Raw genomic sequence first — 15,242 nt, forward strand, 5'->3', positions numbered from 1 at the left:
AAACACCAATTCAGGGCGAAGTCCTGAAAAAGCAGGAGGATCTGTATACAGCGATGGATGTTGCACCGTTATACGCAAAGCCTAGTGTGGAGACACCGGGAATTTAGGATGGAACGCTATTTCAATAGCAGGTGTGCTTCCGGGAAAAAGTGCTCTTATCTAATATTGCTTCCATAATGTTCGCCTCCCTTCGCAAAAGTAGGGTATTTCCTACTTTTATTATAGCGAAGGCTTTCAAAATATAAAGCACTAAATCTTAACTTCCAGCCTTTTTGACGCTCAACCAGTCAGCCGAGTGAAAGCGCAGGCGCCCACCCGAACTGCCTGCTCTTATTTATCCTTTCTGACATCCAATCACGAGTCACAACCTACCAAATATCTAATCACGAGTCTCAACCCAGTTTGTCGTTAACTTGGTCGGTATCTTGGTCGCTTATCTTGGTCGGTCACCGATCAAGTTGCTTTCTCCTGTACCTCTGATTTCGGCTGTTAGGTTTGTCGGGAATTGTCATTTCAATAACTCCTTGTGCTAATGCCGGATTCAGATAGTTCTTGCGAAACGTCGGCCTATGAGAGAGGTCAAGTCTCTCCATGATTTGAGCAGTGGACAATTCCTCGTCACCGAGAACATCAAGCAGTTTCTGTACTGAAGGATTTGTCTTTTTAACCGCCTCGTCAGCATCCCCTACAACTGTCGTTTCTCTCAGAGTATCAAGGATGATTTCCAGCATGAACTCTACAAATGCGCTGCTATCAGATTCCCGGTCTGATTTGCCGAGGGCGTCATAGTACTCCTGCTGTCGGGAACGAATCAGTTCTTCTATCGGCAGCCAGTAAAATATCTCATTCCATTTTCCCAGAAGCAGACTATGCCACATCCTGCCCGTTCGTCCATTTCCGTCTGCAAACGGATGGATAAATTCGAACTCGTAATGGAAGATCGCACTGCGGATCAAAGGGTGGATTTCGGAGGATTTGTACCAGTCGAACAGATCCTGAATTTCTCCAGGTACAAGTCTTGCAGGAGGAGCCATATGGACGACTACATCTCCATCAAACACGCCTACCCCTCCGGAGCGAAATTTCCCATTCTCCGGAATCAAGCCTTCCATCATCATCTTATGAGCCTTCAGCAAATCTTTCACAGAATAGGGATCAAGAGAAAGCATCATCTCGTATGTATCGTAGGCATTCTTCACTTCCCGGATTTCATTTGGGTTTCCAAGGATATGCTTTCCATCAATGATGGCCGTAACTTGTTCAAGAGAAAGAGAATTATGCTCAATGGCAAGCGACGAATGAATTGTCCGTATTCTGTTTTCTTTTCTCAGATGCGGATTCAGATTGCCATGCGAGAGCACTTTGATCCTGCCGATCTGCTCGCTGATATCTCCCACAAGATTGGTTATCTTATCCGTCATGTGAAATGGCGGTTTATACTCATTCATGAATGGCACCTCTTCCATATCTGCCTGCTGCCAAATCCATCTTTCTTGAAATCCGAATTCAGGCAGGTAATCTCTGACGGCACGATCTTCAAAAGCCACATAGGCTCTTTAAGTTTCTTCAATGCTTCCATCGGTATCTTTCTGAACTCCGCGACATTCTTATATTCATCGGAGAACAGCTCGACAGGCTCCGCTGTTCCTTCGATCTGCAGTGACCTAAGTCCGCCAAAGGAAGCGCTCGTCTCGAAGACCGCTGCCGCGATATGCTTATTCTCCTTCAAGGCTTTGAACTTAAGCCCGCCTTCGGTGAAGATCCAAAGTGCTCCGGCATACCAACTGTACTCAAGCGGCGTGCAGCGAATAAAATCCTTCGTGGCAGTTGCCAGGGCAAGAACCTTATGGGATGATAAGAACTCGTCTATCCAGCTGTACAGAGCATCAGCATCCAGTTTCTTTTCGGTTTCATCTTTTCGAGTCCAGAAGGACTCAGCCTGTACATATTGTTCTTCAGTCATAAATATTTAGCGGGGAAACCCACAGGAAAAGCCTGTGGGAGGAACCGCGTTTAACCTACCTTTTTTTGTTCTACAAGATAGCTACTACGCATTTTTAACTTCCCTGCATACACCCTATCACACATACCATAGCGATACATACCGCTACAATCCGTTTAAGTCCTATTCCCACTCTGCCTGCTTTTGTTATCATAAAAAACTCTCACTTTCCCCCGTTGCTGCGGTTGACTGGATTTTTTGTTCTCACATATTATATGCCCAGCATATTGAAGTTTTTGCAGGGCAATTTATAAATTTACTTTACTATTTTACAAAAAATAAGTGAGAAAAACAATATGGTGTATTCGGTTGGTGACATGACACGTTGTTTGGTTTTTTCGGTTTCAAGTTCTGACTATACGACGTAAATCTATCATCACATATCAGATATCGAAGTCATTCCTGGATAAGATTTCTCTTTCCTTCGGTCATTGGTTTAGGTTTGTAAACTTTTTTTCTGTTTGCCATAATAAAAGGCCTCCTATGATTTAATATTTTATCATAGAAGACCTTTGTATTGTCTAATTTACAGAGTTTTTTTCACAGGCTCTCTGAGGATTTTCTTCAGGCCTTCGAAAATATCTCGGACAGCCTTACCGAATTCACACTAGATGCCTTGAGCGGACTGGTCGACCACGTAACAATCTACGCAAAGGACGACATCCGGGTAACCTTCCGCAACGGGCAGGAAATCCGGGCATAAAGAAAACAGCCTGACTACCAGGAAACGATCCTGGCAATAGAAGAAAAACAGACCACTCAAGCTATCCTAGCGGTCTGTTTTGCATTATTCTACATATCCTATTTTCGATACTCCAATAACACCTCTTCTTAAAAACTTAATTCCTAGACTGTCAGGCTGAATTGTATCATAATCAAAGGTTTCTGTTTCAAATGAATCAGGATCAAAGGTTTCAGGTTCGAATGACTCATAATCAAAGGTTTCTACTCCGATATCTTTAATTACATCATCCGGAAGCTTATAATCCTGATCCACAAGGCCAAACAACGTAATCCCTGTCTCTGCGCAGAATGTAATAGTAGCTTGCTGTCCGATTTTGTAAATGAATGATCCTACTCCTACTACCGATCCTACCATACTTCCAATCATGTATCCCAATACGGGAACAGGTATGATGGTCTGAGCAACTGCTCCTACTGCCATTGACGAAGTCGTGAGGAATACATCTCGCACCAGTTCATTCGATAATTCTGTACGGCTCTTTTTACCCTGCGCTACCTGATATGCATTTTTCAGGGTATTCATCGCAATAACTGTAACCGCTGATATTATTCCGGGGCTGATATCTTTCAGGCTTTCTCCAAGAATACCGCTCTTGCAGCACGCTGTAATAGCAGAAGCAACACTGCCTCGAATAAAACCTTCCGAAGTTCCCGAGACGGCGGCAAATCCTATCTTCTTGAACTGGCCTTCCTCTATCTCACCATTCTTTATAAGATAGTCAATCGATTTATATATCTCAGGACCGACTTTTAAGACCAGAGAAATAACTGCGGCGCTCATACCAGCCTTCAATGACTGTTTTACTATGAGTTCTGCGTTTAAAAGTTCAGGCGCTTCAATACCGAAATTCTCTGCTTTGAACTTTCCCTCTTTTGCCAGCTGAGCCAGTTTTTCTGCATCATCCTTACTCAACGGAATAGACTCATTTCCATCGGTATCAGCAATTCTGTCTCTAAGCATATCAAGTGTTTCTTGGTATCTCTTGACTTGTTCCGGACGCCTTGCTCCTTCCTTTGCGATCATCTCTTCCAGCCATTTAGTCGCTTCCGTCATCTGGTCACGAGGGATAACCCTGATTTGTCCTGAATAAATCGGATCATTGATGACTGCATCGCTGTCGTACTGCCTGTCAGATAGGAATTTTGCTAAGTCATCTTTTCCGCCATGAGACTGATATTCTTTGAAACGCTGAAACACACTGATTGCCTGAGCTTTGGCGCTTTCCTGTCCGTTAGCATAATATTTCAATCCATAGTTATTTCCGAAATTAGTCGAAATATCTACAGAGCCAAAATCATGACTTCTATCTACAATCGCTCTATGAACTGATTCGTTTGTGGCCGCATTCACGTTAAAGGTACCTGCATGCCAAAACTCAGCAATATCACCTTTCAACATCTCCTTGGCTGTCTTCACGCCAGCAAAATCATTTATGCTCTGCTCAAGTGTATTTATTTCTTTTTCGACATCGGCGAGATAGTTTGCACGGGAAATCGCAAAATCTTCACCTTCAAAGGCTCCTGCTATGGCTCCGGCACTCTTCTCAAAGAAGTCATACCCTTCCTTAAAACCGGTTCCTGCCATCATAACGTTTCCTCACTAAACCCGAGGAAGTCACTGAGCCCTTGCATATAGAACAACAAGGTGAGGCATGAGTATTCCTGATCTTCAATCTTCTTGCTGTTAACAGCTGTATTCAGATCCATAGAGGCTTTATTGATGTTCTTTGCAGCAGTATTAAGAACTTTAACACTTTTTTTCTGAATCTCGCGAGCCGCATCCCTCAGGAACCTTGGCGGTGCAAAAGGCTTTTTCTTGACATCTGCTTTTTCAATAGCTTCATCAATCTCTATAGAAGCAGTTTCGATGACATCGCCTATAATGTATGGAAGTTTAAGGACATTATTCTTCTCTTCAAGTGCCTTTATTTCTGGCTGATATTCTGTTGCAAATGCGATAAAGTCATCATATTCATCAGCCGGGACAACACTCTCAACAAACATAACGCCTTGTTCCCCCAGCCATCCGTATTTCATTCCATATCTTGAAAACTTCTCTTGCATGAAGTTTCTCTTTTCCTTAATAAGGCTGCTATTTCCTATAAACAAAATATATTGTTCTGACGAAATCTGGGCAGCATTAGAAGCGTATTCCTTCTCAGTCCAAACCTGAGCCGCTGTTGATCCATCTTTGATTCCAATGACAGAATCGCCCTTATCGTCCTTTAAACTGATAAGCTGCGAAAGAAAGGTGCCATAGGTCTTGAGGCGCTCCTCACATACAATTATCAACTTTTTCATTCGTATCTTCCTCCTTTACTCCGATCTATTGTTTTTCCATAAGCCATACTCAATTACCATTTCATCAATTAATTTGCATTCATCATGCTGAGCAGATTCTGGTAGGAATCCACTTGTCCGTAAACCACATCGTCTGTTGAAATCTCGTTAAACAGCTTCTTGGCACATTTTATTTTTGCCTGTTCGATAGGACGCAGATCCATGCTGTCCATCGAGCCCTTTGTCTCTGCCACAAAGTAAATGTGTTTCACAGTTCCCTTCTGAAAGGCAATCGCCCAGTCGGGAGCGTAATTACCTACCGGAGTCGGAATCTGAAAACCGCGCGGGAGTTTCGCATAGACTACGACCTTGTCGTCCAGATCCATGTCCTCGGCAAATTTACGCTCGATAGACTTCTCTGCTGTCCCATCGGCAAAGACATAATCTTGCACATTTTTCTTAGCCAGATATGCCCTGGAGAAGTCCTTGTTCTTCTCCGCGGTAAAAATCTCTGAGTCGTAAGTTCCGTCTGTCTTGTTATAGGTAATATCGTCAACAATCATAGTAGCCTTTTCTTCGTTGATTAACCGCGACACCTTGGAAATGAACTCCTCAGGATTGTTAACATACATAGCAAACTTAAGCGGTGAGATTCCTTTCAGGATTGCCGTGACAGTTCTTCTGGTAAGGTGTGTCCCGGCACCAATCTTCCCTATCAGGTCATACTTTACCTGGCTGGTCTCGCCTCGATCCAAATTGTAGGTATGGCTCTTCTCAGCGACAAAACCGCTGCCGGATTTTACCGTATCAGCAGACCAGTCCTCGCCCTGTGTCCCTGTGGTAACTGTGTACTGGAGCTTCGCGACAAAGAGCTTCTCATCAATATGCTGAATTGACTTCTGAATCAGCTCCTCACTGTCAAAATGCACTGTGTAACTCCACTTGTGGTTGATGTAATTCCAGAGTGTCTGGAACTCCTTCTTGTAGAAATTATCATTCAGCGCGTTCTCCTGAATCTTGGTCGCATTGCCGTCATCGATCATGCCGTCAAGCGCATGCTCATCGAAGATACCCTGCACGAGTGCATGAACACCATCAGCAATGTCTTTCACCTTTTCCGGCAGCGGAGCCAGCGTCTTGTTCTCAGTGTCGGCACGATACTTGTCCGTCACATGACCATCTTCGTCAATGTAATCATTCTTCGCGAGATAGAAGTAAATCGTATGCGCCTGATCACTGGTGACGGTAATTACATCATCACCGATCTTAAGCCACTTGCCCTGGAAATACTCCGGAGTTGCCTTTGTCGGGCGCTCGTACAGGTCATCCTTGATTTCCTTCTGAAGAGAAGAGACAAAGTCCTTGTAGCCGTCGCTGGCGATAACCGTCAGCTTATTCACCTGCTGCACCTCTGAGCCGAGTACATGCTCGTCCATCCGGTCGCCGGATTGATTCACACAGATACGAAGACCTCGTCCTACTTCCTGCCGCTTGTTGGTGGTGGAGTCCCCGCCATGTTTCAGGGTGCAGATCTGGAAGACATTCGGATTATCCCATCCTTCTCGCAGAGCAGAGTGGGAGAATATAAACCGCACGGGGTTATCCAAAGACAGCAGTTTCTCTTTGTCTTTAAGAATCAGTTCATAAGCGGACTCGTCATCGCTGATATTCGTGCCGCGCTTGAGTCTAGGATCTGCTTTGTGCCCTTTCTTGTCAATGCTGAAATACCCGGCATGAGTGTCATGGACATCAATGCTGCGCAGATACTGTTCATAAGGAGTATTGAAAAGGCTCAGATATTCATTCAGAATCGCTGTATATTCCTCCTCAAACATCTGCCCATATTCTGAATTGACCTCATTGCCGTCCGCATCGTACTTCCGGTAATTCTCAACCTTGTCGATAAAGAACAGTGAAAGTGTTTTAATACCGCGATTGTAGAGTTCTTTTTCCTTCTCAAAGTGAGAGCGGATTGTCTCCCTAATCTGCACCCGGCGGATATCCTTCTCGCTGACATCGCCCAACACTTCACCAGTATGAATCTCCACATTATTTGTGAATGTCACAATACCGCGTATCGGATCGATTTCGTTAATGTGGTAGCCATTATATTGCTCCATACCTTTAGAAAGAGCGTAGAGGTCATCATCGACACCTACGATACGAGTCTCCCGGTTAATGGATTTGTCATAACCGATTTCAAATTTCAGGCGAGCCATTGGTGGCTTCTTTGGTGAAATAACGATATCTTCAAGGAACAGATATCCATCTGTCCCACGAAGGTTCTTGATATCGAAGCCCTTGACTTCAATTTTCTTAACCAGCTTCATCCGGTATGCATCCAGCGCATCCAGAACATAAACCAGGTCATGATGTTCTTTATGTGTTGCGGAATAGTTCAGAGTGAAGAGCGGATTAAATTCCTTCAGAGATTCCTGTGTCTTCTGACCACCCATTTTCTGCGGTTCATCCAGAATCACAATCGGACGGTTAGCCTGAATGACATCAATAGGCTTGCGGCTGCCAAACTCATCCAATTCCATACGGATTCTGCGGGCATCCTTACCGCGGGCATTGAACGCCTGCACATTGATGATCATGACAGACAGATCGGCACTTGAACTGAAGTTATCGATATCCGTCAGATTCTTAGAGTTATAGACAAAGAAACGGGCCTTCTTGCCGTACTGCTCCATGAAATGGTCCTGCATCATCTCGAAACTCTTCTGTACACCTTCGCGAATAGCGATAGATGGTACAACCACGATGAACTTGCTCCAGCCATATTGCTTGTTCAGCTCGAACATGGTTTTGATGTAGACATAAGTTTTCCCGGTTCCGGTTTCCATTTCCACATCAAGAGAGCAGGCTCCCATATGCTTTGCCAAAGATGAGGATTCTTTGATGTTGTTATCGTTCTGAACGTCCTGAATGTTTTTTAGAATCTGGTACTGATCCAAAGCGACCGGTGCATTGGCAAATCCCATGTACAGTTCTTCGTCAGACAGATTGTAATTAAAAAGATCACGTTCTATTTCCTGCGTTCCGGTATCCCGGCGATAGCTTATCTTATCCTGATACGGCTGACCGGCGAATACCCTGACTACACTATTAACCGCATCCGTCTGATAGCTCTGTATGGTAAATTTAAATTTCATTTCTGCCATATATTCATCCTTCTTCTCTCAATCAGATTTGGCACGCAGCGTACCAAATCCAACTTTCAAACACTTGCTGTGAAGGCTTAAAAATAGATTGCGCATTCCTGAAATGCACAATGTTCATATTGCATCATTTATCCTTGTCGTTTTCCGAATCATTATGTGCCAGTTTAAAAAACGCTTTCTGGCTCTCAATCTCCGCACGCAGTTCCTCATCTGTAGGAAGATAAAGCTTGTATTTTGATGCAAAGAGCTGCTCATTACCGTGCATCACGGAATATTTTGCAATGTCTTCATCCGTGTCGGTGCAGAGAACAATTCCTAGCGTTGGATTATCATCCGGCCTTTTTTTCAGTTCGTCATACATCTGGATATACATATCCATCTGGCCAACGTCCTGATATGTAATCTTTTTCGTCTTCAGGTCAATCAGCACAAAACATTTCAAGATGTAGTTGTAGAAAACAAGATCAATATAATAATCTTCCTTTTCTGTGTGAATATGCTGCTGCCTGGCGACAAAGGCATATCCCTTCCCCATTTCCATCAGAAATTTCTGCAGGTTGTCAATAATGCTCTGCTCCAAATCAGATTCCAGATACGAAGTATCTTCATGCATTCCAAGAAATTCTGCAATAACCGGATTCTTGATGAATTCCAGTTTGTCCTGATATGAAGACGTCAGCATCTGCATTTCCTGTTTGACTGCTTCCGGCCTCTGCGTCTTCAGCATCCGATAATAATACTGAGAAGATACATTCCTCTGTAGAGTCCGTACACTCCAGCCTTCCTGAAAAGCTTCACGTTCATACCAGTCTCGTGCCTTGCGGTCTTTTACCTGCAAAAGGACGCGATAGTGTGTCCATGAGAGGAACTGCTGAGATTTTCCACTCACTGTCTGGAAAATCTCTGGGAATTCCCGATAAAAGGAATAGAAGCTGTAGAGATTACTTTTTGTGAAGCCACGCCCATATCTCTTCGTAAGGCTTTTTGCGAGAGATTTAATCACTTCCAGACCATATTCAGCCCGACCGCTCTGGGAAAGTTCCTCTTCTGCGATACGTCTTCCAATCAGCCAATTTCGCTGCACCAGAAGTACATTTACAGATTGATAAGCACGCTTTTGGGCAGCATCGACAATTTCTTCCGTATCTTTTACCACATCACCGGTTCTGTGATACTCAATCATCCTTGTCTCCGCCATATCACAGCACCTTCCTTACTGTCTGCGGGCTGTATGTCGCAAATATCTGCTCAAAGTTTGCAGCCACACTGTCAGAGCCAAAAGAACTGTCCCGGAACACGGCATAGAAAGGCTTCTGCTTTGCAATGGCCGTTACCACATCTTCCGTCACATTCTTATCGAAGCAAGCGATTAGATAACCATCAGCCACAGAGAAAACCTTCTTCCCGGCAATCTCCGTCTGCTCTATCTTTGACGAGAGAAGAACGCCAAGATCGAGCATCACCTGAATCAAAAGATCTTCCGGTGTGCGATCCTCCTTGATGTTGTCAGTAAACTGATCCAGATCCATCTGACCAATATCTGCCGGGCGATAATAAACGTCCTTCATGTTGGAAAAATCTACTTTAAAACAGCGGAAGCCGTAGTCGATATCAGCGCCGGTTTCCTCTTTGATCTTCTTACCGGCACGACGGATGCGCTCCTTTCCGATTTCGCAGATGTTCTTGTATCCGGCTTTGTAGGCTTCGCTCTTTTCGCCGGTCTTTTCCGGAAGCTGAACCATAATGAACTTGCGGTGTCCGCCATCTTCAGCATTCATCTGCATAACAGCGTGGGCGGTTGTAGCTGAGCCGGAGAAGAAGTCAAGAATTATCCCCTCTCCGCTTGTTGCTAGTTTTAGACACCTTTTAATGGTGCCTAAAGGCTTCGGTTTTGGAAAAATTCTTTTGTCAAAGCCTAGCTCGATAAACTCCTCCGTTCCTCTTTCACTATTAACATCTTTGAACGTCCAGGAACTTGTAGGTTTAACTAATGCACGCCCTTCAAGGTAATCCTTTTGCATTACACCCCAGACTTTTCTTGAAGGCATAAATTTAGGAGCCAAATTTGTAATCTGTTTTTTTGCAGTATCAATACCCCAACGCCAGTTGCCTTCTTTTCCGTCCTCTCTTTGAGGTTTGATTTGAATGTACCCATTCTTAATATAATCAGCTCGGTCTGGATAAAAGTCGCCAGTATCCTCAGAGTAGTAGAAGAAATAGAACAGATTGGGTCTGTCCTCTCTCAAGTCGTTTTCTCCAGTTTTTCTCAGGTCAATTTCACGATACCATTTGCCATCCAAATCGACTTTGTTATAGCGTTTAGTAATTTCTTCGGTCGGTTCAAAGCCGTACCATTCGACTTTAGACACATCTTTTGCATATACCAACAAATATTCATGCGTCGTCGCAATGTACTTATCGTCAGACCTACCTTTTGGATTGTTTATATTCGCAATAATACCCATGCAGTTATCCGAGCCAAAAACTTCATCAAGCATTTTGCGGAGATTGACAACTTCATTGTTGTCGATTGATACAAGGATAACACCATCAACTGTCAACAAATCCTTTGAAAGTCGAAGCCTTGGATACAGCATATTAAGCCAATCTGTGTGAAAACGACCATTGTTTTCCGTATTCGCAAACAGACGGTTGCCATCTTCATCGTATTGCCCGCTGTTAGCAAGGTACTCATCTGTGCTCTGGGCAAAGTCATCTTCATACACAAAGTCACTTCCGGTATTGTACGGAGGATCAATGTAGATCATCTTGATTTTGCCGAGATAGGTTTCCTGCAACAGCTTCAGCACCTCAAGATTATCACCCTCGATATAGAGGTTTTCGGTGGTGTCAAAGTTTACACTACCGCTGCTGAAATAAGGTTTTCCCTCACTATCTGCCCCAGTGGGAACTGTTTCATCTTCGCGAACAGGGCGCAGCGTCTTATTGATCGGGGCGTTGGCAAGAAGAACGGACTTCTTCTTATCAGGCCAAGTGAACTGATAGCGTTCCTCATTGCCGTCAACAACCTTTGTGTTGATTTCCTGCATAAGTACATCTTTATCAATGGCACGGACTACATTGCCATCATCATCGATGGTTTCGGTTACAGCATCCGGGAAGAGAGCAGCCAGTTTCTTGTAGTTCTCCTCCGCCAGATCCGGTGTGTGCATCTTAAGCTTTTCCATTTGTGATTCCCTCCAGTTGTTTTTGGTAATCCTTTAACTTCGAATATAGTTCAAACCGCTTCTTAGGCTGCTGTTCCTTCCATGCAGCGGCTTCTGTTTTCTTTATCAGCTTGTTCAGCCTGTCGATCTCGTCCTGGTCTTTCAGCTGTTCATCTATCGTCCGATCCTGCCTTTGTAACACAGCTTCTGATGAAATAGCAATCTGCCTTACGAGGTCATCCCATATCTCATCGAGCGTGTTCCCGGCAAGTGTCAGAGACAGCTTGTTTTCCTTCATCCAGTCTGTCCGATACAGCTTGCTGTGATAAACCGCCAGCTGCCGCTCGTCATCATACACAAGCATGAAGATGAGCTTATGCGGATTCTGCCGGGCGATAGCCTCGACAATCTTCCCATCGAAATCCTGTCTCTTAAGAATTATCGACAGAAGCAGGATTTCATTTATCTCTGAGTCCTTCGCGAGATTCAGGTTTCCTTTTGTCAGGCTGTTTTCCACTATAATACGGTCGACATCTGATACAAACTTTTGCTTAAGCACGGCGGTCAGAGAAAGACGTTTATAAAAGGCTTCCTTAGGCAATCGTTGTCGCACTATGGTACTTGCTGGGAAATCGATCATTTACATCACCACCATAAAACAGATCAGTTCAAAATCCTCAAGTCCTGAAAATCCGCCGGACTGAAACGTTGTCTCACCAGCAGAGAAGAAGCTGGAAATGTCCTCCTCGTCTTTTGCATCGATAATCGAACCGATAGCATCTTCGAGAAGCTGGGAGACCTTGCTCATGTTCCGGCCATCCTTAGTTTCCTTATTGAATACCCTGCACAGTTCCTTATCCGGTTCAGCCTTGCCTCTGGCTATATGCCGCATCTCATCAAGCGTGTCCTTCGGCTGCAGATGGTTGGTAATGATCTCCCCGTCTTTTCCTACATAAACCATATAAAACGGATGCAGTCGGTTCTGATTCTTGATATTGATCTTCGTATTCACATTCTTCAGGACAAAGATCACGCCGGGCTTTTCTCCATGTGCGACCGCGTGGATTCCAAACGGCATATGGTCAATGTCCTTATGCTCTTTCATGTAGGCAAGAAGATCCATTCGGAAATCATTGAGCCCCATATCCGTAATGGAAATGCCGGAATTCATTTCTTCCAGATCGACAACTTTCTCCTGCAGTTTCTTTAGCTGCGCTTTCCGATATTCCAGATCACCCTTTTCATCCTGGTTGATCAGGTCATCATCGCCGGTCGAAGTCATGACGGAGATGCGCATTCTGGTTTCGACCCTGGCTTTCAGGTTGATGTACTCGTCCAGCGTCAGATCTGGCCAGAAGTTCACCAGCTGGATCACTTTATTTTTACTGCCGATACGGTCAATTCTGCCAAACCGCTGAATGATCCGGACGGGATTCCAATGAATGTCGTAATTGATGCAGTAGTCGCAGTCCTGCAGGTTTTGTCCTTCAGAAATACAGTCCGTCCCGATCAGAATATCGATGTTATTATTTGTGTCCTTCGGATAAAGGACATCCCTGTCTTTCGACATCGGAGAAAAACAGGAAAGCACATGGTTCATTTCTGCCTTAAAATTCGGGATCGTCGTCCTTCCTTCCACGCTTCCGGTTACAAGCGCTGTATTCAACCCTAGTTTTTTTGCACTCGGGGCAATATTCTCATACAGGTATTCTGCCGTATCCGCAAACGCCGTAAAGATCAGAACTTTCCTGTTGCCCGGATTGATCGGTTTTTCTTCCTTCTCCCGAATGACTTTCAAGAGCTGGTTCAGCTTATAATCGTATTCTGGCGTGATATCTTCAACCATGCTGACAAGGACGGATAACGTATCAAGGTCCGCATCCATATCTCGTTTCCACGAAATGTAATCCATGTCCCGAAGGTCGATCTGCACTTTCTTTCCTACGGAAAAGAAGTCCGTGTTCTGATCATCGTCATCAAAGTCTGCTGCGGCTCCAGACAGATCTGACATCTCATCCAGATTACCTGTTCCATTCTGCATAAAATCGCTGATGATCTGATCCGTATCATATAGATACTGGTACACCCGCTTCACAGTCAGAAGGAAGGAATGAACGGAGCTTTCCATCCGCTTCAGTAGGTTGATACTCATCAGGCGCTGGATACCGGTCTCACGTCCCTTTCGGAAGTTTTCTGTCTCCTCTTCAGACAGATACTTTGAAAGCTTGCTTGGCAAAATGAACTGAGTTGGCGTATAGATCGTAAGTTTCAGATCCGATAAGCACTCATATACTTCCTTGTAATTGATGGCACCTTTCTTATCCGTCAGTTTCGGATAAAGAGAAATTGGCTTATTGCGGGTCGGGAATGTTCCAATATCCTTCGTATCATAATAGGTCTGAATATGGTGCCGCGATCTGGCAATGGTAACCGCATCCAGAACTTCAAAGAAATCAAAATCAAGCTGCGACAGAAGATTCTGAGTTGTCCGTTCCTTTTCCGGGAGTTTGCACCATGCGTTATAGACTTTCTGGGCCTGCCGGAAGATCGTGTCAATGTCCGATTTTATATCCAGCTTTTCATTAATCTCTTCCGGATTCCCCTCATAGGCCAGTGCCAACTGATTGCGGAGATCATAGAACCGGTTATTCACCGGCGTAGCAGAAAGCATCAGCACCTTGGTTCGTACCCCAGGCTTTATCACTCGGTTCATTAACCGCATATACCGGTTTTCTTTTTCTCCGCCGTGGGTATTGGTACCATTTCCATTACGAAAGTTATGACTCTCATCGATCACAACAAGGTCATAGTTTCCCCACTTGATCCGGTCGATTGGCAGTCCGATTGGTGTCATGCCGCTATTTCTGGAAAGATCCGTATGGTAGAGGACATCATAGCGAAATCGGTCAGCAGCCAGCGGGTTGTTTACCAGATTCCCGCGATAGGTCATCCAGTTCTCCGAAAGCTTCTTTGGGCACAGAACAAGTACGTTCTTGTTTCTACCTTCGTAATACTTAATGACGGCAAGTGCCGTGAACGTCTTACCGAGTCCTACACTGTCTGCAAGAATGCAGCCATTGTACTGTTCAAGCTTATTGATAATGCCAAGAGCAGCATCCTTCTGAAAATTGTAGAGTTTGTTCCAGATCACGCTGTCCTTGAACCCGGTCGCCTCATTTGGAAGAACATCCTCCGAAATGTCATCGAGGAACTCACTGAAGATATTATAGAGTGTCATAAAATAGATCAGTTCCGGAGAATTCTCCTGATAGACCGAAGAGATCATGTCGATGACTTCATTCGTTACATCCGTGAGTTTTTCTTTATCATTCCAGACAGTTTCAAAAAGATTCAGAAATTCTTTGCTGGCCGGATTCTCAAACCGGGTCACCATGTTACTGATGTTGTTCCCACGCTCGCATCCAAGATCAACTGCCGTGAACGAGTTCATCGGCATATAGGTATAGGAGTCCTCCGGATTTTCAACGACAAGGAAATTATTCATTCCTTCTCTGGTAGTGTTGGTTCGGAAGAAAACTTTGCGATGCATCCAGTCAGCGCATTCCCTGGCCACGGCCTTCTGTTTCAGTTCATTCCGAAGACGCACTTCAAACTCTGTACCGTACAGACTCTTCTCTCGGTTCAGCCTCGGAATATAGAATTCCCTACGCTCCTTCGGTGTCTTCTCAGCGACAAATGTCGGAGACGTAAATATAAACCGGAACTCATCGCAGCTTTCCAACTCGTCTTTTAATGCCTGATATGCATAAATGGAGAAGCATGCCGCCGCAATGGACACCTTGCTGCCTGACTGTATTTTTTTCGTAAGGTCATCCTTTACGACCTTGGTTGTATTATTGAATGTATCCATTAAAACGACTC

The 15,242-nt window shown here is 44.5% G+C and carries 9 protein-coding genes; all 9 read right to left on the bottom strand.

What is annotated here, in order from left to right; genetic code table 11:
- Positions 1-446 precede the first annotated feature (446 nt).
- Positions 447-1,448: a Fic family protein gene (locus ACTNCK_RS05755; RefSeq protein ID WP_441081560.1), complete on the bottom strand. Its 1,002-nt coding sequence runs from the start codon at positions 1,446-1,448 to the stop codon at positions 447-449.
- On the bottom strand, positions 1,445-1,963 hold the full coding sequence (locus ACTNCK_RS05760; RefSeq protein ID WP_441081561.1) for a pyridoxamine 5'-phosphate oxidase family protein: 519 nt from the start codon (positions 1,961-1,963) through the stop codon (positions 1,445-1,447). Before ACTNCK_RS05760 ends, ACTNCK_RS05755 begins: the two co-directional genes overlap by 4 nt.
- 826 nt (positions 1,964-2,789) lie before the next feature.
- Entirely contained in the window at positions 2,790-4,334 is a 1,545-nt protein-coding gene (locus tag ACTNCK_RS05765) for a hypothetical protein (protein WP_441081562.1), read from the bottom strand.
- Positions 4,331-5,047: a hypothetical protein gene (locus ACTNCK_RS05770; protein WP_441081563.1), complete on the bottom strand. Its 717-nt coding sequence runs from the start codon at positions 5,045-5,047 to the stop codon at positions 4,331-4,333. The genes ACTNCK_RS05765 and ACTNCK_RS05770 overlap by 4 nt, the downstream gene beginning before the upstream one ends.
- 68 nt (positions 5,048-5,115) lie before the next feature.
- Positions 5,116-8,193 carry a type III restriction-modification system endonuclease gene (locus ACTNCK_RS05775; RefSeq protein WP_441081564.1) on the bottom strand — a complete coding sequence of 1,026 codons (3,078 nt, stop codon included), beginning with the start codon at positions 8,191-8,193 and terminating at the stop codon, positions 5,116-5,118.
- A 124-nt stretch (positions 8,194-8,317) separates the two neighbouring features.
- Complete coding sequence (locus ACTNCK_RS05780) at positions 8,318-9,376, bottom strand: PDDEXK nuclease domain-containing protein (RefSeq protein WP_441081565.1); 1,059 nt, start codon at positions 9,374-9,376, stop codon at positions 8,318-8,320.
- 16 nt (positions 9,377-9,392) lie between these two features.
- On the bottom strand, positions 9,393-11,381 hold the full coding sequence (locus ACTNCK_RS05785) for a site-specific DNA-methyltransferase (protein WP_441081566.1): 1,989 nt from the start codon (positions 11,379-11,381) through the stop codon (positions 9,393-9,395).
- A complete protein-coding gene (locus ACTNCK_RS05790; RefSeq protein ID WP_441081567.1) occupies positions 11,368-12,000 on the bottom strand; it encodes a DUF4391 domain-containing protein in 633 nt (210 codons plus the stop codon). Before ACTNCK_RS05790 ends, ACTNCK_RS05785 begins: the two co-directional genes overlap by 14 nt.
- Complete coding sequence (locus ACTNCK_RS05795) at positions 12,001-15,231, bottom strand: helicase-related protein (protein ID WP_441081568.1); 3,231 nt, start codon at positions 15,229-15,231, stop codon at positions 12,001-12,003.
- Positions 15,232-15,242 lie beyond the last annotated feature (11 nt).

This window comes from Candidatus Weimeria sp. HCP3S3_B5, from assembly GCF_052064335.1.
In the GTDB taxonomy this organism is placed as follows: Bacteria; Bacillota; Clostridia; order Lachnospirales; family Lachnospiraceae; genus Weimeria.

What these genes read in the sequence shown, in the direction of transcription:
- ACTNCK_RS05755 (WP_441081560.1), bottom strand. Translation starts at nt 1,448, where the DNA reads ATGAATGAGTATAAACCGCCATTTCACATGACGGATAAGATAACCAAT.
- ACTNCK_RS05760 (WP_441081561.1), bottom strand. Translation starts at nt 1,963, where the DNA reads ATGACTGAAGAACAATATGTACAGGCTGAGTCCTTCTGGACTCGAAAA.
- ACTNCK_RS05765 (WP_441081562.1), bottom strand. Translation starts at nt 4,334, where the DNA reads ATGATGGCAGGAACCGGTTTTAAGGAAGGGTATGACTTCTTTGAGAAG.
- ACTNCK_RS05770 (WP_441081563.1), bottom strand. Translation starts at nt 5,047, where the DNA reads ATGAAAAAGTTGATAATTGTATGTGAGGAGCGCCTCAAGACCTATGGC.
- ACTNCK_RS05775 (WP_441081564.1), bottom strand. Translation starts at nt 8,193, where the DNA reads ATGGCAGAAATGAAATTTAAATTTACCATACAGAGCTATCAGACGGAT.
- ACTNCK_RS05780 (WP_441081565.1), bottom strand. Translation starts at nt 9,376, where the DNA reads ATGATTGAGTATCACAGAACCGGTGATGTGGTAAAAGATACGGAAGAA.
- ACTNCK_RS05785 (WP_441081566.1), bottom strand. Translation starts at nt 11,381, where the DNA reads ATGGAAAAGCTTAAGATGCACACACCGGATCTGGCGGAGGAGAACTAC.
- ACTNCK_RS05790 (WP_441081567.1), bottom strand. Translation starts at nt 12,000, where the DNA reads ATGATCGATTTCCCAGCAAGTACCATAGTGCGACAACGATTGCCTAAG.
- ACTNCK_RS05795 (WP_441081568.1), bottom strand. Translation starts at nt 15,231, where the DNA reads ATGGATACATTCAATAATACAACCAAGGTCGTAAAGGATGACCTTACG.